The following is a 25,592-nucleotide window of genomic DNA, read 5'->3' as shown; positions in this document are numbered from 1 at the left end:
ATGCCACAGAACGGACATTTTACTGGTCTATGTTGGTAGTAAGACAAAACCAGTGAGGTGATAAGGATGAACATACTTCAGAATATCCACGCAGTTGATGTACAAACTTTTTCTTGGTGTATGGCGCGCAAGCACAGAGCGACATTAACTCGTATCGGGCGAGCCGTTTCATTTTCAGCGGATGGCCCGCTTTACGCGTTATTAGCATTGTTATTTTGGTTCGCTGGTGAGGCAACACTAACGTTGGTATTGATATTGGGTTTTTTAGTCGAGCGTGTTGTGTACTTTGCATTGAAGCGCGGTTTTAAACGCAATCGTCCAGCCGATGCGTTGGATGATTTTAATAGTTTTATTATTCCTTCAGATCAATTCTCTTTTCCGTCAGGTCACACATCAGGGGCTTTTTTTGTGGCCTTTTGTCTATCTGAGTGGTTTCCCAGCTTGAATGTCATGTTGTATTTCTGGGCGGCAAATGTCGGCTTATCACGTATTTTTCTAGGTGTGCATTTTCCAACAGATACCGTGATTGGAGCTTTATTAGGTACTGCTTGCGCAGCGATGGCAATAGGTATTTTGGTATGAAAATATTGTACGGTGTTCAAGGGACGGGGAATGGTCATATTACTCGAGCGCGAGCCATGGCGGCAGAAATGCATGCCGCTGGCGTAGAAGTAGATTTTGTTTTTTCTGGTCGTAAGCCAGAGGACTACTTTGATATGGCGGTATTTGGCAATTACCGAACTTTTCAAGGTTTGAGTTTTGTCGCTCGAAATGGTCAGCTAGACTTATATGCCACTTGTAAGAGCGCCAATTTTTTTAAGTTGTATCGAGATATTCGTTCGATAGATACCCGTGGCTATGATTTGGTCATCACTGATTTTGAGCCTATCGTTGCTTGGGCTGCTAAACGTCAAGGCGTGCCTTGTGTTGGGTTTGGCCATCAATATGCGTTCAAATATGATATTCCACGCTACAAGAAAAACTTTATTGCGCAGTGGGTAATGTCAAATTTTGCGCCTGCAGTAATCCAATTAGGAGCTCATTGGCATCATTTTGGTTATCCCATTTTGCCGCCACTTATTCATGCGCAGCAAATGAAAAACATGCCCGATCCTGAGCACGTTTTAGTCTATTTACCTTTTGAGAACAGTGAAGCTGTTTTGGATTGGCTAGATGGCGTGCCGGATTATCGCTTCCGTCTTCATTGCAAAGACATTGAACCTGGTGTCTACGGCAATGTAGAAGTTTTTGCTTTTGGTCGGGAAGTGTTTCAAAAGAACTTAAGTGAATGTGAATCTGTACTTTGTAATGCTGGATTTGAACTAAATTCCGAAGCCTTACAGCTTGGTCGTCGTATTCTGGCAAAGCCGCTTAAAGGACAAATAGAGCAACATTCTAACGCCATCGCCCTAGACTTTTTAGACGTTGCGAAAACAACAGATGTATTAAATTCGCAAGTTATTCAAGAGTGGCTAGAAACCAGTAGAGTAGTGCAGATATCGTATCCTAATGTCGCTCGTTCTGTTGTTGCTTGGTTGCAATCTAGTAATGATATTAGCGTGTCTGATTTGTGTGAGTCTTTATGGCGACAAACACCGAATGTTCGCGGTATTGATTTTAAATACAATAACCAAACGCTAATTCATAATACCAAGAGAGTAAAAAGCGTTACGGCCTAAACTAGTAGGCCGTAACTTAGTGTAAATGTCTCTTGTTAATTGTTAAGCGCTCAAGGTTTTTTGGAAAAAGTTGATAGTGCGTTCCCATGCAAGTTCAGCATTTTTCTCTTGGTAGCGAGCCGTCGAATCATTGTGGAAGCCATGGTTCGCTTGAGGATACACGTAGGCTGTGTAATCGACTTTATTTGCCTTAAGTGCTGCCTCATAATCTGGCCAAGTATCGTTTACTCGTTTATCTAGTTCAGCAAAATGCAGCTGCAACGGTGCTTTGATTTTGTCTATGTTGGACTTGGCTGGAGTGCCGTAGTAAGGTGCACCAGCATGGATTGTATCTGGCATGGCGGCGGCTAAGGCATTGGTCAAATAACCGCCGTAGCAAAAACCTACCATACCGACTTTTCCTGTACTCAATTCATGCTTCTTCAGCAGAGTTGCCGCATCCATGAAATCACCTTCGATTTTATTTCCGTCTAAGGTCTTTTGCATTTCTCGTCCCTTGTCATCATTGCCAGGGTAGCCACCTAAAGGGAAAAGAGCATCAGGAGCAAAGGCGATGAATCCAGCTTTTGCTAAACGTCGTGCAACATCTTCTATGTATGGGTTGAGACCACGGTTTTCGTGAGCAACCAGCACCGCTGGCGCTTTATTGTCTGCATTGACATTTTTAGGAATAACTAGGTAGCCGCGAGCCTTGCCATGGCCATTTGGTGAATCGTATTCCACATAGCTAGCAGTAATATCAGGGTCATTAAAAGATACTTGCTCAGCTAACGCGTAGTTGGGGGTGAGTGCTCCTGCGACGACGGAAAGGGTCAGTCCCGTTACGCTAAGCGTACCAAGGCGAGATAAAAATGTACGGCGGTCTATGTCACCATGAGCATATTCGTCATACCAATCGAAAGCTTCCTGAGGAATGCTACCGCTTGGTAAGGATTTATTGGTCGGTCTTTCTGTTGGTAAAGTCATCGCAATTCCTTCTTTATTTTGAGAGTGAAATTCAGCAACGCATTTTTTAGAACTTTGGAATGAAAAGTGGTTCAATAGATACGCATAAAAAAATATTTTAGATGATCTCGATTGATCTTTTTTTTAATAGCCAACGTATTTAAGGTTAGCCGAAGAATTTAACATTGGCAGAAACAAAGTATAGATGCTGAATCGATAGTATTTTTTCATGTGGTTAATGATGATAACTCAGTAGGAACGGATACTAATGACGCGTAAAATGCCAATTATTATTACCGGCGGAGGGCAGCGCTTAGGCCTTGCCTGTGCTAAAGCATTAGTTGCTCAAGGATATGAAGTAATTATTACTTATCGCAGAGCTCGAGCAGATATTGCCATTTTAGAAGAGCAAGGAATTTCTTGTATTCAAGCAGACTTTTCATCCAGCTCTGGAGTAGATGAATTTATTGCTAAAATACAAAGTCGATATTCTGCACTTGGGGGTATCATTCATAATGCCTCTGAATGGGAAGCAGAAGAGAGCTGTTTGGATACGGCGTTATTAATGGAAAAAATGTGGCAAGTCCACGTATTTGCGCCTTATCGTATAAATCTGGCCTTCGAAGCATTATTATATGCAGGTTCTGAGCAAGAGGGGCAAGCAGACATTATCCATATGACGGATTATGTAGCAGAAAAAGGCAGTGACAAACACATTGCTTATGCGGCAAGTAAAGCAGGTTTAGCAAATCTAACTTGCTCGTTTGCCAAACGATTTGCACCTCGAATTAAAGTGAATGCGATAGCGCCATCACTTTTGATGTTTAACAGTGGCGATGACTCAGAATATCGTAACAAAGCATTGAATAAATCCTTGCTGCGCAAGGAGCCAGGGGAGCAAGAAGGTGTGCTAGCGATACAGTACATATTAGACAGTCGCTACATGACAGGTCGAACCTTGTCACTTGATGGAGGCCGGCATTTGGTTTAACTCGCCAAATGGGACTTCTTTTTTTGAACGCCTCCATGTCATGAGACAGGGTTAAGTAACTTAGGACAAACATATGAAAGCTAACACTGCTGAACAAACCAATTTAAACAGCCTTGCGTTATCGGATTCGGCGATAAAAGTACGCGATGCTCTTATCAACAGTGGTCTTGAAACCCCAATGATCGATAACGGTTTGACGAGTGAAGAAAAATACCAGCGTATTAAAAATGCATTTGAAGATGTGGTAACAACACTTGGCTTAGATTTGACCGATGATAGTTTGGCAGAAACACCACATCGTATTGCCAAAATGTATGTGAAAGAAATTTTCTCTGGTTTAGATTACGCACAATTTCCTAAAATCACCGTTATTGAAAACAAGATGAAAGTGGATGAAATGGTGAAGGTAAGTGACATCAGCTTTACCAGTACTTGTGAACATCATTTTGTGACCATTGATGGTTTGGCGAAAGTTGCATATTTACCTAAAAACAAGATTATCGGTTTGTCTAAAATCAACCGTATCGTTCGTTTCTTTGCACAACGTCCGCAGGTGCAGGAGCGTCTAACTCAGCAGATTCTAGTCACCTTGCAAACCTTGCTTGAAACCGACAACGTAGCAGTGAGCATTAGTGCCGTTCATTATTGCGTAAAAGCTCGAGGTGTTATGGACGCGAGTTCGTCAACTCAGACTACAGCACTAGGTGGGTTGTTTAAACGCAGCGACAAAACGCGTAGTGAATTCCTTGCTAGATAAGAGCCTTGCTAGATAAGAGCAGCCTAGATAAAGGCCTGAAAGATAAGGGCTGACTAAACAAGTGCTGGTAAGCTAAAAATACAGTTCGAATGATTTCAATAAAAAGAGTCTATCCACATAGGCTCTTTTTTTATGGATTGAATTAAGGCAAAGTGTCTCAGCATATAGCATTATTTGGCTTTGGGATTTTTGATATGACGAATAAAAAGAAGGCAGTGTGGTTTCCGGCGAAAAAGAATGGCTGGGGTTGGGGTAGGCCAAATACATGGCAAGGATGGACTGTTTTAGCCTTGTACCTGCTGACAGTTGTCATCATTAGTATCGTAAATGATCCCAAAGCTGAGCTGCTTAAATGGGCTGTGTCTGTCGTTATTAGTACGCTTATTTTGATTGCTTGTTATTACTGGAAAGGTGAAGCGCCAAATTGGAAATGGAAGACGATAGAGAAAGAAAAACGTAAATGGCGTTAAAAAATTCTTGTACGACAACGGCTCTTTCCCAAAATCTAATCGTTATTCTTGATCTAGCGTGTTACGTTTCAATAAGTTTGGGAACAAATACATCCAAAGACCCACTACTGCAATGGTTCCAACTCCGCCGATAACAATAGCTGGGACCACGCCGAACCAAGCGGCTGTTACTCCAGATTCAAATTCCCCTAATTGGTTTGAACTGCCAATAAAAACCGAATTGGCAGCACTGACTCTGCCACGCATTTCATCTGGTGTTTCTAACTGTACAAGGGTAGAGCGAATAACCACGCTGATCATGTCAGACGAGCCTAATAAAACCAAGGCTAGCATCGACAGAATAAGGTTTTCAGATAAACCAAACAGAATGGTCGCAACACCAAAAATAGCCACGGCGGCAAACATGATTTTGCCAACGCTGTGGGTTAGCGGGCGACGAGCCAAATACACAGACATGAGTAATGCGCCAAGTGCAGGAGCGCAGCGTAATAAGCCTAATCCCCATGGACCTGTATGAAGAATATCTTTGGCAACAATCGGTAAAAGAGCCGTAGCGCCACCTAATAAAACCGCGAACATATCCAATGATACCGAGCCTAAGATAACTTTGTTTCCGCGGATAAAAGAGAGTCCACCAAAGAGGTGTTCAATGCTGATTGGCGATTTAGTTTTGACCGTAAAGTTGTAGTGTAAAAAGAACATAATAACGCACGAAATTAAGAAACAACTCATGCTCGATAAGTAGAGTGTTGTTGGTCCTAAAAGATAAATTAAGCCACCAAGGGCAGGGCCTGCGATAACGGATATTTCTCGCGCCGAGGCAATCGCACTGACAGCTCTAGATAATAATTCGCTAGGAATAAGATTGGGTAAAATTGCCTGATTTGCTGGCATTTCGAAGGCTCTTGCTGTGCCTAGAAGTGCTGCGCAGACATAAATCATTTCAGCTGAAATAGTTGATGACATATTTCCATAGGCAAGAATGCCGACTGTCATGGCCATGGTAAATCGGGTGCAAACACAAATTAGCCGGCGGTTGTAGCGATCTGCAACGTGACCTACCACCAAGGTTAATAACAATTGCGGGAGAAACTGGCAAAGTCCCACTAAACCTAGTGCCATTGGACTGTTGGTGAGATCGTACATTTGCCAGCCAATACCAACGCTGAGCATTTGAAAAGCAAAAGAAGAGGCTATTTGCCCAATCCAATAATGGACAAAATTAGGGTGTTTAAAAAGAGATTGCATGATTTCCTTTCTTTTTCATTGCTGAAACAGTCATTAGCGCATTTATTGGTGCGTTAATTTTTGGAATTCAGCCATTTTTAACGAGAGTTAGTGAGAAGGCACATTGATTATGAAAAAGATTTTACGCGCTTTTTTATTCTAGGTGCAAAAGGAAAACCTAGTCTTTTCTGATTATTTTTAGATAGTCGTTATTTTCATCTTAAATACTTGGTTTTGTTCATAATGCCCAGAAAACAACATCAAAATATGATAATTTATTGCTCAGTTTATCAGGATGATAAATAGCCCCTTTATGAACGCAAGCTTGCTTCGGCAAATTTGTTTAAGTAGATCTGCTTTATCGGCAGCTTGAACTGCTGGTTTATTTCTAAGGACATGCATTGATTAATTCTGAACTCTATTCTTCCCTTCATGAGCGTTTGTCCCGTTGGTTACTGTTATCTTGTTTGATGACGGTTGGAATTGGACAATCTTTTATTTTTACCTCTTTGCCACCAATTGGTCGTGAAATTGGTTTAGCTGATGTTCGAATCAGTACGCTTATTACCGTAGGCGCAGCTACGTTTGTTGTCGCTGCTTTTTTATGGGGAGGTATTATTAACCGGATTGGCCGCGTACGTTCGGTGATTATTGGCATGAGTAGTTATGCCATGACTATTGGGCTGACAGGCTTTGTGCTGCAAGAAGCCTTGGCGAAGCATTTATCAGCAGAGCAAACTTATTATTTAGTATTTACTTTGCGCATTGTTTTTTCGCTTGGGATTGCTGGCGTTTTACCTTCTGTGCAGACCTATTTAATCGCTCACACCGACGTGAAACATCGTAGTTCTACCATTGCTATGATTGGTGCGTCTTTTAGTATTGGCATGATTCTGGGGCCGGCGTTTGCGTCTTTATTGAGTAGTTTAGGACTGACAGCGCCTTTCTACATCATTGCTTTTTTAGCGGGTAGCATTGCTTTGCTTGTGGTGTTTTTTGTAAAAGATAGCAAGCATGTGCGTCAATTTGTGAAACCACCAGCGATAAATTGGTTTACTCAACCGGTGATGCCATTTTTGTTTATGTCTTCTTTGTCTATCTTGTCGATGACTGGCGTGCAGCAAATTATGAGCTTTTTGATTCAAGATAGGTTTCAACTTGATGTGGCTCAAACGACACATCAGTTAGGATTTGCCATGATGACCATGTCTTGTTTTAGCATTCTTGTGCAGATGATATTGGTGCCACGCTTCCAGCTTGGTGTCGTGACTTTGATTTTCTCTGGCGTTGGTGTTGGCGTGCTGGCTCAACTGGCGTTTATTTTTTTGGATTCCTACGCTGGTGTTTTGTTTGCTATGGCATTGTTTGGTGCAGGTTTTGGTTTTATATTTCCGGGGATTGTGACGGCGCAAACTTTACTTGTAAAAGACGATCAACAAAGTCGATTGGCGAGTATGAATGCTTCTATGCAAGGGCTTGGAGCCGCATTGGGCCCTGTGATTCTGGCTTCTTTATATCAGCTAGGTCAATTGGTGCCTTTTTTGGGGCTGATGTTTAGTCTGATATTTATGTTGGGGGTCTTCATGTACTGTAAATCCAAATTGAGACATATTTTTTAATCTTATCTCCTGTTATGAATTGAGCTTAGTTTGAGTGACTTGACGAGGCGATATACCGAAATGTTGATGGAAACGTCGACTAAAGTGACTCAGGCTTAAATACCCTAATTCATAACTCACTTCTGTTACTGAACATTTTTCTTGTAAGCGCTGATAGGCGCGGCTCATACGACGTTGATGTTGATATTCTAGCGGAGTGCAACCGAGTTGGCGTTTAAAGCTTTCGTAGAAACGGCTGCGGCTCATGCAGGCCATCTTGGCCAGTTGATTGATATCTAACGGCTGGGCGATATTTTGTTCTATCCATTGAATGACACTGGTTAGGCCACTGGCATCGGGTGAATGTTGGGTGAATCGTAGTAGTGCGTCTCGACCATGATGTCGGATTATTCGAGTGACCAATTCACTAACACCAAAGTCGACGAGCAAGTCTCTGTCTGGGTCATTGCGAAGAAAATCGCTGGTCAGCCTATCGATGACCTGTTGGGTTGCTTGGGTGTGCAAGGTATGCAAATGTTGGTTCGGATCCAGCGTGACGCCAGAAGGCAATGACTCCACCATAATGTCATTCATTCGATCACAAATTTGTGCGACCCGTTCTTGTGAAATAGCGATGGTGAGGCAGGTGGTTGGGTTATGAAATTGAGCTTCGGGGAAATCAATAAAGACTTCTTCTTGTGGCGCTAAGATAAAAGACTCATGAGGAAGAAAAGGGATATTGTCATGCTTTTTGGTATGCATGACCTTTGCGCCTGTTACCATTCCACAATAAAGCAATGAGTCGGCTTTTAAGCTGACTTTTTGTGCTTGTTCATAGGTATCATAAATGCTGAGCTCGGAGTGTGGCCCAGCAAAACACACACGGTTTTCGACCAACTGAATTGGCGCGCGTTTATGTTGCTGTAATGTTTTTTCTGTCGAGATAGAACGACTCATTAACACACCTCTTTTGTCTTAATATTTTTATTTTAATAGCGTGGCGTGGTGAATTTTCTTTCACTCATCATCGCTCTTGCTTACTCATGGGTCAATACAAAAGCAGAACAGAAATGGATAGCTAGACAAGTTTCATGGACTCACAGGCAAGTTTTCTTCTCGCTTTATTCCTACTCTTATTGTCTTGGTTAAAACAAAGATTAAAAACCTGATATAAAAACAACAAAAATGGAGACATTGTATGATCTACGCACAACCTGGTACTAACGGTAGTCTTATTACATTTGAAGCCCAGTACGGTAATTTTATCGGCGGTGAATGGGTCGCTCCGGTAAAAGGTCAATACTTCGATAATATTAGCCCTGTAAACGGCGAAGTATTTTGTCGAATTCCTCGCTCTACCGAAGAAGATATCAACCTTGCCCTAGATGCGGCGCACGCTGCACGCGTGGCTTGGGGTAAAACATCAGTTACTAATCGTTCCAACATACTATTGAAAATTGCGGATCGTATCGAGCAAAATCTAGAAGCACTGGCTGTTGCCGAAACATGGGACAATGGTAAAGCAGTTCGTGAAACCTTAAATGCCGATATTCCTTTAGCCGCCGATCACTTTCGTTACTTTGCTGGCTGTTTACGCGCACAAGAAGGCAGTACGGCTGAACTTGATGAGCATACTGTGGCGTATCATTTTCATGAGCCACTAGGTGTTGTCGGTCAAATCATTCCTTGGAACTTCCCAATCTTGATGGCAGCCTGGAAACTCGCTCCAGCGATTGCGGCGGGTAACTGTGTGGTTCTAAAACCAGCAGAGCAAACACCAGCGTCTATTCTTGAGCTGGTTAAAGTGATTCAAGATTTGTTGCCACCTGGCGTACTGAATATCGTCAATGGCTACGGTAAAGAAGCGGGCGAAGCGCTGGCAACCAGCAAGCGTATTGCTAAAATTGCCTTTACAGGATCGACGCCAGTTGGCTCGCATATTTTGAAATGCGCCGCTGAAAATATCATACCTTCTACGGTTGAGTTAGGCGGTAAATCGCCTAATATCTACTTTGCTGATGTCATGCAGCAGGAAGAAGCCTTTATCAGTAAATGTGTTGAAGGTTTGGTGTTGGCTTTCTTTAACCAAGGTGAGGTTTGTACCTGTCCATCTCGCGCACTGATTCATGAATCTATCTATGACGAATTTATGGCATTGGTTATTGAACGTACTAAAACCATTAAGCGTGGTAATCCATTGGATACCGATGTGCAAGTGGGCGCTCAGGCATCTAAACAGCAATTTGATAAAATAATGAGCTACATGGACATTGGAAAAGCGGAGGGCGCTGAGCTACTAATTGGTGGCGGCATTGAATCGGTAGATGGCTTAGAGAAAGGCTTTTATGTTCAGCCAACCTTGTTCAAAGGATCTAACGAAATGCGTATCTTCCAAGAAGAGATTTTTGGCCCAGTGGTCAGCGTGACAACCTTTAAAGATGAAGCTGAAGCTTTGTCGATAGCCAACGACAGTGAGTTTGGTTTAGGTGCTGGCGTTTGGACAAGAGATACCAATCTTGCTTATCGTATGGGACGTAACTTAGAAGCTGGTCGTGTGTGGATGAACTGCTATCACCAGTATCCAGCTCACTCCGCTTTTGGTGGTTATAAGAAGTCCGGTGTTGGCCGTGAAACGCATAAGATTGCTTTAGAGCATTATCAACAAACTAAAAATATGTTGGTTAGCTATGATGTGAACCCACTTGGTTTTTTCTAATTGAGCTAAAAGAGCTTATCAATTCATCTCGTTAATAAGGAAAACCAAAAGGCTACAGCCTTTTGGTTTTTTGCTCTCTTCGTTGATCTTCGGTTTCTTTAGTACTCGTGTAATTGTCTTTAAACGCCAATAAATTGACTCTTTGTTGAGCTTGTAATTTATATGTTCAAAAAACGCTGTTTCCAATTGGAAACTTTATCTCATAAGTGATAATTTCTTTTGCCATTGATCTCGTGTTTTGTATTTTAATCGTCGTACAGAAATTATCTGTCGGTAGAGGGAAAGGCTATGGCAATCAGTTTATTTGACCTTTTTAAAGTGGGGATTGGTCCTTCAAGTTCTCATACAGTTGGTCCTATGGTGGCGGCAAATCAATTCGCTCACCAGTTACAAGATCGAGAGCTACTATCAAAAGTCGGTCGTTTAAAAATTGATTTGTATGGTTCGCTTGGCGCCACCGGAAAAGGTCATGGCACGGGGACGGCCGTTCTAATGGGACTTGAGGGCGAATTGCCGGATGTTATTGATCCTAGTCGTGTTAATGAACGAGTTGATCAAATAACGGCTTCTTCGCAGCTGAATTTATTGTCAAAACAGCCTATTACTGTCGACGTTGCAACAGACTTAATTTATCACCGTGTTGATCGTTTAGATTTTCATGCTAACGGCATGGTGCTGGTTGCTTTTGATGCAGTAGGTCAAGTTATTCATCAGGCGACCTTTTACTCGGTCGGTGGTGGTTTTATTGTGCAGGAAGATGAACACGGTAACGTGGCATTGGTTGAAGACGCGACTGAACTTCCTCATGTTTTCCATAGTGCAGAAGATTTGATTCGACTTTGTCACGAGCAAGACAAAAGCATTGCCCAGATTATGATGGAAAATGAGACACATTGGCGAACTGAAGAAGAAGTTAGGCAAGGAATTCTGTCTATTTGGTCTGTCATGAAAAACTGTGTTCAACAAGGTATTCGTAACGAAGGTATTCTACCTGGTGGCTTAAAAGTTAAACGAAGAGCCGCTAGTTTATACAGAGATTTAACCAGCAAAACACGCATGGATATGATTACACCTTCTTTGGGTGCTATGGATTGGGTCAACCTTTATGCTCTGGCAGTAAATGAAGAAAATGCGGGAGGAGGGCGTGTTGTGACAGCACCAACCAATGGAGCCGCTGGCATCATCCCTGCGGTATTGCATTATTACTGGGAATTTTGTCCTCGTTCTAGTGAAGAAGGGGTAATTACCTTTTTCCTAACTGCGGCAGCTATTGGCTTTTTGTTTAAAGAAAATGCGTCTATCTCTGGAGCTGAGGTGGGTTGTCAGGGGGAAGTCGGATCAGCTTGTGCAATGGCTGCTGCTGGTTTAGCTGCTGCGACAGGCGGCTCTCCTGAGCAAATAGAAAATGCAGCAGAAATTGGCATGGAGCATAATTTAGGCCTTACGTGTGATCCAATTGGCGGTCTGGTTCAAGTGCCTTGTATCGAGCGAAATGCCATGGCGTCAATGAAAGCCATTAACTCTGCGAGTATGGCACTTCGAGGAGATGGAACACATTATGTTTCTCTAGATAAAGTTATTCGTACCATGCGAGATACAGGAAGAGACATGAATGATAAGTACAAAGAAACCTCACGTGGTGGGCTCGCTGTTAATGTGATTGAGTGTTAGCCGATTAGTAATATTACATTTGTAACAAAACAGTCATATTTCTGTAGTATCTTTTCATCTAGTGCCTTTTAAGGCACTTTTTTTTATCCTTTTTCGAGTTGTTGCTAACAATATTTTTAGGGGTTTTTATCTGAAGACTCCCAGTGTAGAATGACGCCGAATTTGCATTTTACATAAATGTGACGGGATGAATTGAGAGCCAAATTTATTTTTGATGCTAGGATAAGCATGTCGTTGATGGTTTTGGTTTAGTCTGAATTATTAGCGGTTTGGCATAGATTAATTATAGAAAGAAGAGCCCGTATGGATCTTACAAATAACCCGAAAGAAGAATCCACCTTACTGAGTGGTCATGAGTTTGTTCGTGTATTGATTGCCTTGGCGTTTGTTTTGGCGTCCGGTTTTTATGCTTCAGCTAATGGCGTTGGGGTTTCTAATTTATCTATTTTAGCCATCGCAGCAGCAATTGGTGCTTATATGGCCGTAAACATTGGTGCTAACGATGTAGCCAATAACGTTGGCCCAGCGGTAGGATCTAAAGCTTTATCTATGACTGGGGCTATTTTGATAGCCGCCGTTTTTGAAGCTGCAGGTGCTTTGATTGCTGGTGGTACAGTTGTTGGCACTATTAAAAATGGCATTATCAACCCTAATTCAATTGGCGACGCTGAAACTTTCATTTGGGTGATGATGGCTGCTTTATTGGCGGGCGCAATTTGGCTAAATTTGGCGACGTATCTTGGTGCTCCAGTATCGACGACCCACTCTATTGTTGGTGGCGTGCTTGGTGCTGGTATTGCTGCTGGTGGTTGGGACATCGCGAATTGGGATAAATTGATTGCGATTGTTGCTAGCTGGGTAATTTCCCCTGTAATGGGTGGTGTGATCGCAGCGTTATTCTTAATGTACATCAAGCGTTCTATCACCTATAAAAATGATATGATCGATGCGGCTAAAAAAGTTGTGCCTTTATTGGTTGGCTTGATGGTTTGGGCGTTTTCGACCTATCTTATTCTTAAAGGGCTCAAGCACCTTTGGAAACTGGATTTCATTACGGCTGCGATGATTGCTTTTGCAATTGCGCTAACGGTTTACTTTCTTGTACGTCCGATGGTCGATAAAGCCGCATTAGCATTAAAAAATGATAAAGATGCTGTGAATAGCTTATTTACACTTCCTCTTATTGTATCTGCAGCATTGTTAAGTTTTGCTCATGGTGCGAACGATGTTGCCAATGCAATTGGGCCACTTGCTGCAATCAACGATGCTCTATTGACGGGTGCGGTTTCTAGCAAAGCATCAATTCCTATTTGGATCATGATGGTTGGTGGTATTGGTATCGCTGTTGGTCTTGCTTTGTTTGGTCCTAAGCTTATTAAAACGGTTGGGTCTGAAATCACTGAGTTAGATAAAACGCGAGCTTTTTGTGTTGCCATGGCTGCTGCAATTACGGTAATTGTCGCTTCTCAGCTTGGTTTACCAGTTAGTTCGACGCACATTGCGGTAGGTGGTATCTTCGGTGTTGGTTTCTTACGTGAGTATTTGAAGCAATCTTATGAGAAAAAGCTAGCGTCTATTATTTCTCATTCAGAATCTGCAGGTCATAACGGTCAACAAACGCAAGAGTTTGTTAAGCGTTTCAAGTTGGCGGATGTTGAAGAAAAACGAGCAATTCTAAAAGAATTGAAACTTGCAAAAGCGTCATCACCTATTTCTTCCGAAGAGCGTAAGAGCTTGAAGAAGGCAACTAAGAAAGAGTTAGTGAAACGCTCCGCTCTATTACGTATTGCTGCAGCTTGGGTCATTACTGTTCCTGCGTCTGCATTGCTGTCGGCGATTATTTTTTACATGTTGCTTGGCTTTTCAGTTTCTCGATAAGATATTCCAAGATAAAACAAAAAAGATCAGGTTCTCTGGTCTTTTTTTTGTTTTCATCCCATCGTCTGTGTTATATAAAAGTAAGCTATTGGCTAGTTTTTAAATAATGTCGTAATTCAGGTAACTATTAATAAATGAAATCAAGTATCTTGATCTTAGTTGCCATTAGTTCTTTGGTTTTATTGTGCTTGCTTCCTTCTTTTTTAAAGTGGAGAAAACAGCAAAAAGAATTAAAAGCAAAACTACTTTCTCGATTATCTAATCGAAGTGAGCGCTTGTTCTATTCTTTAGAAATGATTTCTGATCGCTACTTAGCGAGAGACAGCAAAGTCTTTATTATAGAATACTTGATCTCTGTTATAGCTCAGCTCATCAGGGCGAACCATCAGTCAAATTTTGTTTCAAAGCAGGCTGATTTAGTTAGAATGTTGACAGAGTTAAAGTTAGGACAGCAAGTTGCCGTTAAAGACCGTGTTGCAACTCAAGAGCAGTTAGACCAAACACACAATGCACTTCAGTATTTGCTTCAAGGAATTAGAAATATGCCTGAAAGTTATGGTGCGGGTCGAGTCATAATAAGGCATCATATTGTACTAATAAGGTATGCACACGCATTAGCGCATCGGGACTTGTTGGTGCGGCAAGCGAGACAGGATTTAGATAATGACAAAAAGAACCGAGCGCTAGAAAAATATCGTCTTGCGTTATTGGTTATGGAAAAAAATGAATCCGTGAGTAGCTCGAAAAGAGAGGTGGTACGCCTACAGAATATGATACAGGATGTTGAAAACGTTTTATTTTCAAAGAAAAGTAAAGCGGAGCTTAAATTGAAGTAAGTTGACGAATTTCCGTGTACTAATCTTTAGAAGATTAATATGTGCTATACGTTGATAAACATTACTAAGGTAAACTACGTATCATATGACAGCCGTTACCATTACTGTACTTTTGCTAGTTATTGGTGGATTTATTGCCTTTGCAATTTTTCTACAGCTAAAAGAGCAGGCTCGATTGGAAAAGTTGCGTAAAGTGGCAACACTTAATAACCAAGTGCGCCAGGTACGTCGTTATCTTGATGAAATGCCTCCCCAGTATCAGCCTAAAGATATGAAAATGTGGTTATTTTCTAGGATGATTGCTATATACGATCAACTTATAGAATTACAGCCTGATCCAACCTTGACTCGTCGTCGCGGCCACTTGGCAGAAGAAATGGCCGAGTTTCAAACTAATAAGCAGAAAAGGCGCGCTAAGCCGATGAACGATGAGCTTCTTATCATAGAGGTAAAGCGCCTGTTTGAATCCTTTAAATCATTTTTGATTTTATCTCAGAAAGAAAAAACCATCGATCCAGATGTTGTTCATCGATACAGTAAGTTATTAAATTTTTATCACTACAAAGTTAATTCTGATTATCACGCGTACCTTGCCCGTAAGGCATTCTTGAGTGGTCAAATGGACACTGCCGTAGAGATGTATAAAGAGGCTTTGTCACAATTAACGCCTATCAAAGAGTCTGTTGAAGCTCAACCAACCATTCTTAAACTCAAAGACCTGCTAAAAGAAATTGAAGATGATCTTGCCTTGCAGAAAGCAGAAGAAGAGATAACTAAAAATATTAATAACGAAGAGGAAGGTGAGCTGGATGACGAGTGGAGTAAATTTATTGAGGACTCTTCTTTTAAAGAGAAAAAACGCTTTTAGTTTTCCCGTCATTTATAACTTAAGATCACATTAAATTTTATAATTCATCTGCATTTTAATGCTTGCTACTTGTGTTAAGTCATGAGAGTTTTGTCTCATAAGTTAATACATGTTAGATAAGGATCTTTTGTGAATTTAGCACTGCTCTCTGCCTTTATACCGACCTTCTTTTTTGTCTCTATTACGCCAGGCATGTGTATGACATTAGCCATGACATTGGGGATGACTATTGGTGTTAGACGCGCTCTTTGGATGATGTTGGGTGAGTTAGTTGGTGTTGCAACCGTGGCGATTTTATCGGCTATTGGGGTTGCCGCGTTACTATTGAATTATCCTAGTGTATTCATGGTGTTGAAATACATAGGTGGTGCTTATCTTGCCTTCGTTGGTGTTCAGATGTGGCTGTCTAAAGGTAAGATGGCAATTAAAGCGGATGCTGCAGACGCCAAGCCTGCATCGCGTTTGGATTTAATCTCACAAGGTTTTGTAACAGCAATTGCTAACCCTAAAGGTTGGGCATTTTTTGTTGCTTTATTACCTCCTTTTTTAGATGCAAGCCGTCCATTGACGAGTCAATTGACTGTATTGATAGCAATTATTTTAACACTTGAACTTACTTGCTTGCTTATTTATGCCGCAGGAGGAAGAACACTGAAATCTATCTTGATGCAAAGTGGCAATGTACGCATTATGAATCGTATTGCTGGCTCTTTAATGATTGGTGTTGGCGCTTGGCTTGCTATTGGCTGATTGTTAATTACATGTTGGATGGCAATATTGAATGCATTAAGAAGGCGCTTTCGAGCGTCTTTTTGTATTTGAGCTTGCTGTTTTTGAATTAGCCGATTTTGCACTGGTTGTTTTTCTTGTGCCGGCCGTTCTTTTGCCTGCCGAGCTTTTTTGTTTAGCGAAAGGATTTTTTGTTGGCGGTGGCAGGTTCTGTAATGCGGATGTCGGCATATCTCGGGAAGCATTTAGTAACTGATTTAGGTTGCTTTCTAAATTGGTCATGAACTCTTGATAACTGGCCTCACCAAGGCTAATACTGTTGAGCGCTGACTCCCATTTAGCCGTCATATCAGGTGTGACAAGCTGCTTAGGAAGACAATCAATAAAAGCACGACCTGTTTGGCTGGCGTGAATTTGCTTGCCTTGTCTCATCAAAAAGCCGCGTTTAAAAAGCAATTCTATAATGCTAGCGCGAGTGGCTTCTGTGCCCAAACCATCGGTTTCTTTCAAGATGGCGCGGATGTCTTTATCGGTGACAAAGCGACTGATACCAGTCATGGCGGCGAGCAAAGTGGCATCAGTGAATGCGGATGGCGGCGTGGTGACCTTTTCTTGAACTTGTCCTTGTGTACACCAGAGTTCTTCATTTTTACTTAACTTTGGTAGCTCATTTTGGTTTTCATCTTCGGGGTCTTTGCTTTTGTTTTTATTGGGTAAAAGTGTTTTCCAGCCAAGTGAAATAGGCGTGTTACCTTTTGCTTCAAAGAGTCCTCCTTCAATTTCTAACTTAATGTAAGACGCCAAATAATCGTATTCAGGGTAAAACTGCATGAGATATTGGCGAGCAATCAGGTTAAATACCAGCGCTTCTGTTTTGGAAAGTGATGTCGCTTTATGGGCTTGAGTGGTTGGAATAATGGCATGGTGAGCCGTGACTTGTTTATCATTCCACGCTTTGCTTTTCCGTGACGCGTCAGCGTTCTCTGCGCCTTGTTGCATGTCTCCTCCTGAACGAGTGAGAGCAGCGAGAATAGCAGGCGCATCTTTGTGTTGCTGAGTCGGCAGATAGCGGCAATCGGACCTTGGGTAGGTGATCATTTGATGGCGTTCATAAAGAGCTTGGCAAGTATCTAATACTTGCTGTGCCGAAAGAGAAAACGCTTTTGCTGCATCAATTTGAAGTGCGGACAAACTATAGGGCAGTGGCGCTGGTTGCTTCTTTTGTTTGTAATTTGCTTCAACAACAATCGCGGGTTTATTGGTAATGCGATTGGCGACGTTTTGTGCCAGTGGCAAACTGAGTACGCGATTCTCTTCATCCATATAAGGTTGGCAGGCTTCACTGGGCAGCCATTTCGCTTGGAATATCCCTCCTTGTGATGTTTGAATGCTTGCCCATACTTGATAAAAATCTTTTGGGACAAAGGCTTCTCTTTCTTTATCTCTGGCAGCAACAAGTCCTAGTACTGGTGTTTGTACTCGCCCAATTGATAGAACGCCTTGGTAGCCTGCCTGACGCCCTCTGATGGTATAAGCACGCGTTAGGTTTAAGCCAAATAACCAGTCTGCACGAGCGCGACCCAACGCCGAGCGGGACAAGGCCGCGAATTCATTATTTGAGCGTAAGTTACTAAGGGCTTTTTTTACCGCGGAAGGTGTTAAGTCATTCACTAAAAGTCGCTGAGTGTTTTTCAGTTTCTGTGCCGGAACCTTGGTGTAGTGTAGTACTTCATCGACTAATAGCTGTCCTTCGCGATCTGGGTCTCCTGCATGCACTAATACAGTAGCTTTTTTAATGAGTTTTTTTAAAATGCCTAGCTGCTTCTTGGTGTTGGCTTTTTCTTGCCATTGCCAGTCAGTCGGAATGATAGGTAAGTGCTCTAGATTCCAAGCTTTATAAGACGGATTGTATTGATGAGGTTCGGCTTGCTCGAGCAAGTGACCAATGCACCAACTAACGCAGTCGCCATTAGGTAGCCAGATGCAGCCTTCTTCTTTTTTTTGGGGAGAGGGAAGGGCGGCGGCAATAGCTCGGGCAAGGCTTGGTTTTTCGGCAATATAAAGAATCATAAATACACTTACTGTTTATATATACAGTAAGTGTATCGAACGCGAAGAAGTGTGGCTAGAGTTGCGTGTTATTTAGTTAGTTATAACGGCTATTTAATTGGCACTACTAGGACAGGAATTGAGCTGGTATGAATAACTTTGTTTGCTGTTGAGCCAATGATCATTTGGCTTAGTCGGCCATGTGTTCGGCTATTCATTACAATCAAGTCGGCATTTTTTTCTGCTGCTAAGCGTTGGATTGATTCAGACGGAACACCGTTAACAATAACAGTTTCTGGTGGTGTTTCTAGATTTGAAAGTTCTTCTGAATATTTTTCCATGAATTCTGATAGTAATCTTTCCATGCGTGTATTGATGTCTTTGATGGTATCTTTGCGCATAGCATCTCTAACGTCTTCGGTAATGTAGTTGTTGATCATATTGGCTGCTTGGGCGTTTAGTGGTTCTATCGCATGCATCAATATGACTTTTGCTTCATGAGTTTTGGCTAAGCTTAAAACGAGCTCCATAGCGGCCTGTGTTTTACCGTCTAGATCACAAGCATAAACGATCGTGTTTATTTTAGGTAACATGGCAAGATCCTCTTTTTATGTACCTATAGCTTAATCTTTTTAGCTTTTGCTGCTCTGATCTGTGTCAATTATCCTTGTGCTTATTTGATAAGTGGTAAGCGATAGACTGTTAGAAGATTGCCTATCACTATGATTTGCAAATAAAAAGCAACTCATTGAGGATAAGAAGATAAAGCCAATAAATAGCATTCCCCAATAATCAATTGGTTTTTTATCGTTGGTATATCTTTTGGATGACGGGACAAAGCTCTTAGTTTTCATAACGCACTCCAGAATGAATAACGATCCAATAGATGATAATGAATATCATTTAATAAATCTATGGGGTTGATTAATATATTTTCACTCGTGATTTTTTTGGGCAGGGAGAGGCGTTGAGAGGTCTGAAAAACAAGCTCATGAGATTTGCCTATGTTATGATGTGCGCTCAATTTTTTAGTAAACGAATAAGAGAGTGTAATCATGTCAGAACTGTCGTTCGACTCTAACGAATCAAAAATCGCATACGGCATTGGTCGTCAAATTGGTGATCAACTACGCGGTAGCGATCTTGGTGAATTGTCTCTAACGCATCTTTTTGCTGCAATTGAAGACGCGCTAAACGGTACTGAAATGCGTGTTCCTGGTGCAGAGCTAGAAGCTGCTTTTGCTGAACTACAGCAAAAAATGGAAGAAAAAGGCCGTGCAGCGTCTGAAGAGAACGTGAAAGCGGGTGAAGACTTCCTTGCTGCGAACAAAGCAAAAGAAGGCGTTCAAACGACTGAAAGTGGTTTGCAGTTTGAAGTTCTTGAAGAAGGTACTGGTGCGACTCCAAGCCGTGAAGCGACTGTTCGTGTACATTACGAAGGCCGTTTGATTGACGGGCAAGTATTCGATAGCTCTATTGCTCGTGGCGAGCCAATTGAATTTCCTCTAACTGGCGTTATTTCTGGTTGGACTGAAGGTCTTCAGTTGATGAAAGAAGGCGCGAAATACCGTCTTACTATTCCTGCTGAATTGGCTTACGGTGCTCAAGGCGCTGGCGCAATGATTCAACCTTTCTCTGTTTTACAATTTGATGTTGAGCTAATTGCTGTTGTTTAATAGCAGTCTTCATATTCAAAGTGTCTTGAAATAAAGCATTTAGAACAGAATACAAAAAAGCGAGTCGATCCAAGTAGGATGACTCGCTTTTTTTGTATTAAATAGATCAGCAAAGAGAAAGCTATATATCTCTTTCCATGCGAATATGCATTTTTCCAGCTTCTAAAAAAACCTTACCATCACCACGAAAATTTTGTTTTTCGTAGAAGGTCTGTACGTCAATTTGAGCATGCAAGAATACTTTGCGAATGCCCATTTCTCTGGCTACTTTGACAGCTCTGGTTAATAGCATTTCACCATAACCCTGATGACGATATGCAGGCAAAACAGCTAATCGGCTAATTTGTCCATTGTCTGTTAAACGGCAGGTTCCCGTGGGAACCGCTGTTGTGCCAAAAGAAACAAAGTGCACTGCGTCTTCATCTAGTTCGTCCCATTCGTCTTGTGGGTCAATGCCTTGCTCAATGATAAAGACTTGTTTTCGCACAAAGGTAAGTTGATCTTTGCTGCTGTTCCAGTCTGACGTTAAAACCTTCATGTGAATACCTTACGTAATATTGCGCTCTTTTATTCTTCTGGTGCAACCAATTCGATCAGCCCTTGTTGACGAATAAAAAAGCGTACAAGAGGTTCTAGATCTGTATTTTGTTTCAAATCTAGCCCAGAAAAATCGAACTCAACTTGATGGCAAACGGCTTCAACAAAGCTCGTTAGTTCCTCACCCACAAGTAAGTGTTCACCGTTACAAAATACGTTAATTTTACCGTTGTTTTCAGTGCTCTGTTGAATATAGTAACAAATACGCGCATCACCAGGGCGAATGAAGGTTTGACCTTGTGTCGCGCTGCTAAATGCTTCGTTTACTTCTTCATGATTCAATGGTGCAAGATATTCTGGGTATTTACTTTCGCTCATCGTTTCCCCTAACCATTCTGCAAGCAGGTCAGGTTGATTAATAAGGCGAGCAAGTTGTGTTTGCAGGTATTGAATATCATCTTTGCTGATGTGTGCGCTGTGTTGACGGCTTGCTGTTTCTGGTGCCGCAAAGCGATCTTTAACGTTCTCTGTTTCGCAAAGTTTATCGCGAATACCCGTTAAGACATCTTGCATACTTGGGGCGCGAAAACCGATCGAGTAGGTCATGCACTCGTCGTCTAGCGATCGACCGTTGTGAGCAAAGTTAGGTGGTAAATAGAGGATGTCACCAGCTTCCAGTTCCCAATCCATTTCTGGATTGACGGGAAAGTTGTCTAAAATATGTAGTTTGATATTGGGGATCGCTGAATCTTGGTATTCATCTGGCGATAATACTTGCCAGCGACGCTTACCTGATACTTGAACTAAGAACACATCGTATTGGTCATAATGAGGGCCAACACTACCACCTTCGGTGGCGTAGCTGACCATGACATCATCTAAGCGCCAGCTTGGCAAAAATTCAAATTGTTCTTTAAGTGTTTGAACTTCTGGTACCCAATGATCAACGGCCTGGACTAATAAGGTCCATTCTTTCTCGGGTAGGGTGGCAAATGTGTCTTCGGTAAAAGGTCCTTGGCGCATTTCCCAAGGTCTTAGTCCGTTTTCGATAACAATACGAGATTCAATTTCTTCTTCCATTGCCATGCCTGCAAGCTCATCGGCTTCCAATGGCACAGCGAAATCGACAAGACCACCGCGAATTAATAACGGCTTTTTCTGCCAATATTCGTCGATAAAGGTTTGGGCTGTCATGCCACCAAGAATAGCCAACGGTGTATTTAGGTCTGTCATAAATCGCTCATTAAAAAAGAACAAAGAAAGTAGTGATATTGCTAAAGATTAGTAGCCTTAAAGGCAAAAAGAGCCGATAAATCGGCTCTTTTATTTACTTGTTAAAGTAAAACTTAGTTACGAATCGCTTTCGCTTGTGCCACCGCATTACCGATGTAAGTGCTTGGTGTTAGCGCTTTCAATTCGGCTTTGGCTTGCTCTGGCATTTCTAGCGTATCGACAAAAGCTTCAATCGTTGCTTGGTCGATAGTGCGGCCGCGGGTTAGCTCTTTTAGCTTCTCATATGGAGATTCGATGCCGTAGCGACGCATAACGGTTTGAATTGGCTCAGCCAATACTTCCCAAGCATTGTTAAGATCCGCTTCAAGACGTGCAGCGTTGATTTCCAACTTGCTGATGCCTTTTAGAGTTGCTTGGTAAGCTATTAAGCTGTGAGCCAAGCCAACACCAAGGTTACGAAGAACTGTAGAGTCTGTTAGATCACGCTGCCAGCGAGAGATTGGCAATTTAGCGCTCAAGTGACCCATGATAGCGTTCGCAATGCCCAAGTTACCTTCGGAGTTTTCGAAGTCAATTGGGTTAACTTTATGCGGCATGGTAGAAGAGCCGATTTCGCCAGCAATGGTTTTTTGCTTGAAGAAGCCCATAGAAATGTAGCCCCACACATCGCGGTCGAAATCGATCAAGATGGTATTGAAACGACAGATCGCATCGTATAGCTCGGCGATGTAATCATGTGGTTCGATTTGCGTTGTATAAGGGTTCCAAGACAAACCTAGAGAGGTAACAAACGCTTCAGCGTGGGCTTGCCAATCCACATCAGGATATGCCGAAAGGTGAGCGTTGTAGTTACCCACAGCACCGTTGATTTTGCCTAAAAATTCAACGTTACTGATTTGCTTAAGCTGACGACTAAGGCGCGCTGCTACGTTGGCCATTTCTTTACCAACGGTAGAAGGAGAGGCCGTTTGGCCGTGTGTACGAGACAGCATCGGCTGTTCTGCGTGCTCAATGGCAAGATCTTGGATCGCCGTGATAACTTTGTTAAGTTCTGGAGTAATGCCTTCTTCCAGCGCTTCACGAAGCATCAATGCGTGAGATAAATTGTTAATGTCTTCAGAGGTACAAGCGAAGTGAACAAATTCAGAAATCGCGGCTAATTCAGCGTTGTCTGCCATTTTGTTCTTAATAAAGTACTCAACCGCTTTGACATCGTGGTTTGTGGTTTTCTCAATGTCTTTAATCGCTTGAGCATCGGCTTCGCTGAAGTTCTCAGCCAATTGATCTAACAATGCACTTGCAGCGCTGCTAAGTGCAGGGACTTCGATGATTTGTGGGTGATTGGCAAGAGCCTGTAGCCAGCGCACTTCCACAATAACGCGCATACGTAGCAAACCGTATTCGCTCACTGAGCGACGCAATACGTCTGTTTTCGATCCGTAACGACCGTCTATTGGGGAAATCGCATTTAAGCTAGTTAATTCCATTGAGATAACGCCTCGACCATGGTTTTCAGGGAGCCGCTATTATAGGCAAAAGGGGGGCGTACTTCTATGGCAAGGGGAATCTTTATAAGCAGTTACCATAGAATGGCTTATGAAGTAGGCCATCTACAGAGGGAAGTCCTTGCAGAAAAAATAGCCAATCCCCTTTAATTGAGGAGATTCACTTGTTCTTCAGGGATGTCGGTTAACATTACGGATTCCATAATGCGCCTTTCTGACTCTTCTGCATGCTTGGCCCACTTTTCATATTTATCAGATCTGTCAACTCGGTAGTTAAATTCTATTTCTAGAAAACTGGTAGGGCTAAGTGGTAAGCAATAAAAATTGATATGATACAGGCTATATGGCCTGCTCTCTTGATAAAAAACCCACTGATTATCGTTGAAAGTTAGTATTTTTGCTGATTGGAGGGGGGGGCGTCCCACAGCCTTGATAGCGTCATCTATTTCCTTTTTTAGTTCTTCATCGCTTATATTATTTCGTCTACTCATACGTTCTTCTATTTCTTTTCTTATTTCAGCATTTCTTCCATCAGGCCGATTATGGAAATCTTTATATTCTTGTATTACAAAACGTGATAAAGCCTCTAAGTCTGTTACATCAATTTTGTTGGTTTGTTTAATTCGAGGTTGGCAGCTAAGCATGCCATATTCACTGCTAGTACCAACAGGGACAACTGGTAGATACATCCAGTTCTTGGTGAATATAATCACAAACCTATGCTGATCGTAGTGTTGGGCATGTTCCTGAAACCATATTGTTGAATCGTATGGAAAGTGTTTGTCTATGGCTTTGGGGGCTACGACCATATTGTTATCTGGAACTATCATAGATAGTTGTTTACTGCCTAATAGAACAATGCGTTCAGATGGCAAAGCAAAATTCGGCCCACCGATAAAGCCGCGATGCAAATTTTTAATCAATTTGATCATAGTCTTGGGTCTCCCTTAGGTAGTGTGCGTAAGAAGCGGTTGACTTCTTTGGCTTTATCACGGTAACCAAGCATGCGTAATTGTTCTGCATAGGTTTTGAGGCCTAAAAATGGCAGAGTATGGGGGCTTGCGGCAGGATCATTGCCAAACACTAATGTCTTGAATCTGAGGGATCTTGCCAGACTGCTTTTTGATAAATCGTTTCTTCCTGCTAGATTGGGCACTAAATCATAAGGATTATTGCGAATACTGTTAACATGCAGTCCAGCATAACTTGCGGCTCGTTTTAGTCGCTCAAGGTTGGCACCAGAGCCATGTATCGCCAGCTGTTGGGTGGTTAATGGCTTGCCATATTTGAGTCGATATACCTCCAGTGCTGCACAAAATATAATCGCCCCTTGGCTATGGGCGACCCATTTCACTTGTTTTCTTTGTTGATTGTTTTGCGCAAGAATGGCGGCTAAGTGCTCAGCATTATGAGATTTTCTGCCTTTTTTCTTATCGAAGATACATTCGACAAGGTCAAGTTTTACCTCATCCGTTGGGTTGTGGAATAGTGTGTATGCCTCTATGCCATCGCTACTGTAAGCAGCATCCAAATGGGTTCCCATAAGCCAAGAGGCTTTTGTTAACTCATTTTGCATACCATTCACTGCCGCATGAGCAGTTCTGACATTTGGAACAGGCCTTGGATTATCATCCCAAGCTCTTGTTAAGGTACGGATATCGTCTTCGGTTTTTGCTTTATCATATTTAGCTGGGGATTTTCGTTTGACTTCATAGAGCATGGTTCGCTCTGCGGAAAAAGGAGCCTTGGAGCCGTATAGTTGAGTATCGAAATAAATGTCTTGGATAAGAATATTTCCATTCACTAACTCAAAGTCGATTAGGTAGTGATAGTTACGGAAAGGGTATTTATTGCGCCATAGACGACGTAAAGGGTTACGGCTGTGTTTGGTGACACTTTGGCCATTTGGGTGTGCGTAGATCTGCAGAATTTCTTTTACCACCATATCTGTATCATAGCTATTTAGACTAGAAAGCATCGCCAGTGCTTGACAGGTAAACTGTACTTTATTGAATGGGAAAGTGGGTGGTAGTGTTACCCCATAGTCTCTGCATGTTTGAGCATCTAACGGGATGGTTGAGTTAGCTTGTATTTTTCCATCGAGTTTGTTCCAAGACATTACTGCATCCTTTGATATCTATCCTTAGTGCGCAATATGGTATGTTTTTTACTTTTAGCTGTAAATATATCTATCAGAAATGGAAAGTCGATAAAGTGTAAAATCTTG

Annotated in this window: 23 protein-coding genes; 13 read left to right on the top strand and 10 right to left on the bottom strand. The window is 42.1% G+C overall.

Features of this window, described 5'->3' with window-relative positions:
• Positions 1-66: 66 nt before the first annotated feature.
• Together KPL72_RS05820 and KPL72_RS05815 are read left to right on the top strand one after the other, a co-directional pair.
• A complete protein-coding gene (locus tag KPL72_RS05820) occupies positions 67-582 on the top strand; it encodes a phosphatase PAP2 family protein (protein ID WP_212916040.1) in 516 nt (171 codons plus the stop codon).
• Entirely contained in the window at positions 579-1,679 is a 1,101-nt protein-coding gene (locus KPL72_RS05815; protein WP_219702154.1) for an MJ1255/VC2487 family glycosyltransferase, read from the top strand. The genes KPL72_RS05820 and KPL72_RS05815 overlap by 4 nt, the downstream gene beginning before the upstream one ends.
• 42 nt (positions 1,680-1,721) lie before the next feature.
• On the opposite strand, the gene KPL72_RS05810 is transcribed toward KPL72_RS05815, so the two are convergent.
• A complete protein-coding gene (locus KPL72_RS05810; RefSeq protein ID WP_219702153.1) occupies positions 1,722-2,645 on the bottom strand; it encodes a dienelactone hydrolase family protein in 924 nt (307 codons plus the stop codon).
• A gap of 247 nt (positions 2,646-2,892) precedes the next feature.
• On the opposite strand from KPL72_RS05810, the gene folM reads away from it, so the two are divergent.
• The 3 genes from folM (at position 2,893) to KPL72_RS05795 (ending at position 4,842) form a co-directional block, all read left to right on the top strand.
• On the top strand, positions 2,893-3,615 hold the full coding sequence (gene folM, locus KPL72_RS05805) for a dihydromonapterin reductase (protein ID WP_212916037.1): 723 nt from the start codon (positions 2,893-2,895) through the stop codon (positions 3,613-3,615).
• A gap of 73 nt (positions 3,616-3,688) precedes the next feature.
• Positions 3,689-4,372 carry a GTP cyclohydrolase I FolE gene (folE, locus tag KPL72_RS05800; RefSeq protein ID WP_212916036.1) on the top strand — a complete coding sequence of 228 codons (684 nt, stop codon included), beginning with the start codon at positions 3,689-3,691 and terminating at the stop codon, positions 4,370-4,372.
• Between the two features lie 194 nt (positions 4,373-4,566).
• A complete protein-coding gene (locus KPL72_RS05795) occupies positions 4,567-4,842 on the top strand; it encodes a hypothetical protein (protein WP_219702152.1) in 276 nt (91 codons plus the stop codon).
• Positions 4,843-4,884: 42 nt separating this feature from the next.
• On the opposite strand, the gene KPL72_RS05790 is transcribed toward KPL72_RS05795, so the two are convergent.
• The gene (locus KPL72_RS05790; protein ID WP_219702151.1) at positions 4,885-6,090 is read right to left on the bottom strand and encodes an MFS transporter; all 1,206 of its coding nucleotides are present in this window, start codon (positions 6,088-6,090) and stop codon (positions 4,885-4,887) included.
• A 380-nt stretch (positions 6,091-6,470) separates the two neighbouring features.
• Between KPL72_RS05790 and KPL72_RS05785 the strand changes: the two genes are divergently transcribed.
• Positions 6,471-7,688, top strand: coding sequence for an MFS transporter (locus KPL72_RS05785; protein ID WP_212916032.1), 1,218 nt, complete (start codon positions 6,471-6,473; stop codon positions 7,686-7,688).
• Positions 7,689-7,700: 12 nt separating this feature from the next.
• Here KPL72_RS05785 and KPL72_RS05780 read toward each other — a convergent pair whose 3' ends face one another.
• A complete protein-coding gene (locus KPL72_RS05780) occupies positions 7,701-8,624 on the bottom strand; it encodes an AraC family transcriptional regulator (RefSeq protein ID WP_212916031.1) in 924 nt (307 codons plus the stop codon).
• A 241-nt stretch (positions 8,625-8,865) separates the two neighbouring features.
• Here KPL72_RS05780 and exaC point away from each other — a divergent pair, with 241 nt between their 5' ends.
• The 6 genes from exaC (at position 8,866) to KPL72_RS05750 (ending at position 16,386) form a co-directional block, all read left to right on the top strand.
• Positions 8,866-10,383: an acetaldehyde dehydrogenase ExaC gene (gene exaC / locus KPL72_RS05775; protein WP_219702150.1), complete on the top strand. Its 1,518-nt coding sequence runs from the start codon at positions 8,866-8,868 to the stop codon at positions 10,381-10,383.
• 288 nt (positions 10,384-10,671) lie between these two features.
• On the top strand, positions 10,672-12,054 hold the full coding sequence (locus KPL72_RS05770) for an L-serine ammonia-lyase (RefSeq protein ID WP_219702149.1): 1,383 nt from the start codon (positions 10,672-10,674) through the stop codon (positions 12,052-12,054).
• A 303-nt stretch (positions 12,055-12,357) separates the two neighbouring features.
• Positions 12,358-13,932, top strand: a complete 1,575-nt coding sequence (locus KPL72_RS05765; RefSeq protein WP_212916028.1) for an inorganic phosphate transporter — start codon at positions 12,358-12,360, stop codon at positions 13,930-13,932.
• A 134-nt stretch (positions 13,933-14,066) separates the two neighbouring features.
• Positions 14,067-14,768: a hypothetical protein gene (locus KPL72_RS05760; RefSeq protein WP_219702148.1), complete on the top strand. Its 702-nt coding sequence runs from the start codon at positions 14,067-14,069 to the stop codon at positions 14,766-14,768.
• A gap of 85 nt (positions 14,769-14,853) precedes the next feature.
• A complete protein-coding gene (locus KPL72_RS05755; protein ID WP_219702147.1) occupies positions 14,854-15,636 on the top strand; it encodes a hypothetical protein in 783 nt (260 codons plus the stop codon).
• Positions 15,637-15,765: 129 nt separating this feature from the next.
• Positions 15,766-16,386, top strand: coding sequence for a LysE family translocator (locus tag KPL72_RS05750; protein WP_212916025.1), 621 nt, complete (start codon positions 15,766-15,768; stop codon positions 16,384-16,386).
• Between the two features lie 36 nt (positions 16,387-16,422).
• Here KPL72_RS05750 and KPL72_RS05745 read toward each other — a convergent pair whose 3' ends face one another.
• Together KPL72_RS05745 and KPL72_RS05740 are read right to left on the bottom strand one after the other, a co-directional pair.
• Positions 16,423-18,435 carry a DNA topoisomerase III gene (locus tag KPL72_RS05745; RefSeq protein ID WP_219702146.1) on the bottom strand — a complete coding sequence of 671 codons (2,013 nt, stop codon included), beginning with the start codon at positions 18,433-18,435 and terminating at the stop codon, positions 16,423-16,425.
• Positions 18,436-18,524: 89 nt separating this feature from the next.
• The gene (locus tag KPL72_RS05740; RefSeq protein WP_219702145.1) at positions 18,525-19,007 is read right to left on the bottom strand and encodes a universal stress protein; all 483 of its coding nucleotides are present in this window, start codon (positions 19,005-19,007) and stop codon (positions 18,525-18,527) included.
• Between the two features lie 462 nt (positions 19,008-19,469).
• Here KPL72_RS05740 and bamJ point away from each other — a divergent pair, with 462 nt between their 5' ends.
• The gene (gene bamJ, locus KPL72_RS05735; RefSeq protein ID WP_212916022.1) at positions 19,470-20,090 is read left to right on the top strand and encodes a BamJ family beta-barrel-assembly machinery protein; all 621 of its coding nucleotides are present in this window, start codon (positions 19,470-19,472) and stop codon (positions 20,088-20,090) included.
• 121 nt (positions 20,091-20,211) lie between these two features.
• Here the strand turns inward: bamJ and KPL72_RS05730 are convergent, their stop codons facing one another.
• The 5 genes from KPL72_RS05730 to KPL72_RS05710 form a co-directional block, all read right to left on the bottom strand.
• Positions 20,212-20,628 carry a GNAT family N-acetyltransferase gene (locus tag KPL72_RS05730; RefSeq protein WP_212916021.1) on the bottom strand — a complete coding sequence of 139 codons (417 nt, stop codon included), beginning with the start codon at positions 20,626-20,628 and terminating at the stop codon, positions 20,212-20,214.
• A 29-nt stretch (positions 20,629-20,657) separates the two neighbouring features.
• Positions 20,658-21,860 carry a cupin domain-containing protein gene (locus KPL72_RS05725; protein ID WP_219702144.1) on the bottom strand — a complete coding sequence of 401 codons (1,203 nt, stop codon included), beginning with the start codon at positions 21,858-21,860 and terminating at the stop codon, positions 20,658-20,660.
• A gap of 113 nt (positions 21,861-21,973) precedes the next feature.
• Positions 21,974-23,347, bottom strand: a complete 1,374-nt coding sequence (gene purB / locus KPL72_RS05720) for an adenylosuccinate lyase (protein ID WP_219702143.1) — start codon at positions 23,345-23,347, stop codon at positions 21,974-21,976.
• A gap of 164 nt (positions 23,348-23,511) precedes the next feature.
• Positions 23,512-24,297 (bottom strand): hypothetical protein, encoded by a 786-nt coding sequence (locus tag KPL72_RS05715; protein ID WP_219702142.1) that lies wholly within the window; start codon positions 24,295-24,297, stop codon positions 23,512-23,514.
• The gene (locus KPL72_RS05710) at positions 24,294-25,484 is read right to left on the bottom strand and encodes a hypothetical protein (protein ID WP_212916017.1); all 1,191 of its coding nucleotides are present in this window, start codon (positions 25,482-25,484) and stop codon (positions 24,294-24,296) included. The genes KPL72_RS05715 and KPL72_RS05710 overlap by 4 nt, the downstream gene beginning before the upstream one ends.
• Between the last annotated feature and the right edge of the window lie 108 nt (positions 25,485-25,592).

Origin of the sequence: Marinomonas lutimaris, from assembly GCF_019426345.1 — a bacterium.
Classification (GTDB): Bacteria; Pseudomonadota; Gammaproteobacteria; order Pseudomonadales; family Marinomonadaceae; genus Marinomonas; species Marinomonas lutimaris.
This window is presented reverse-complemented; position numbering and strand designations above follow the sequence as displayed.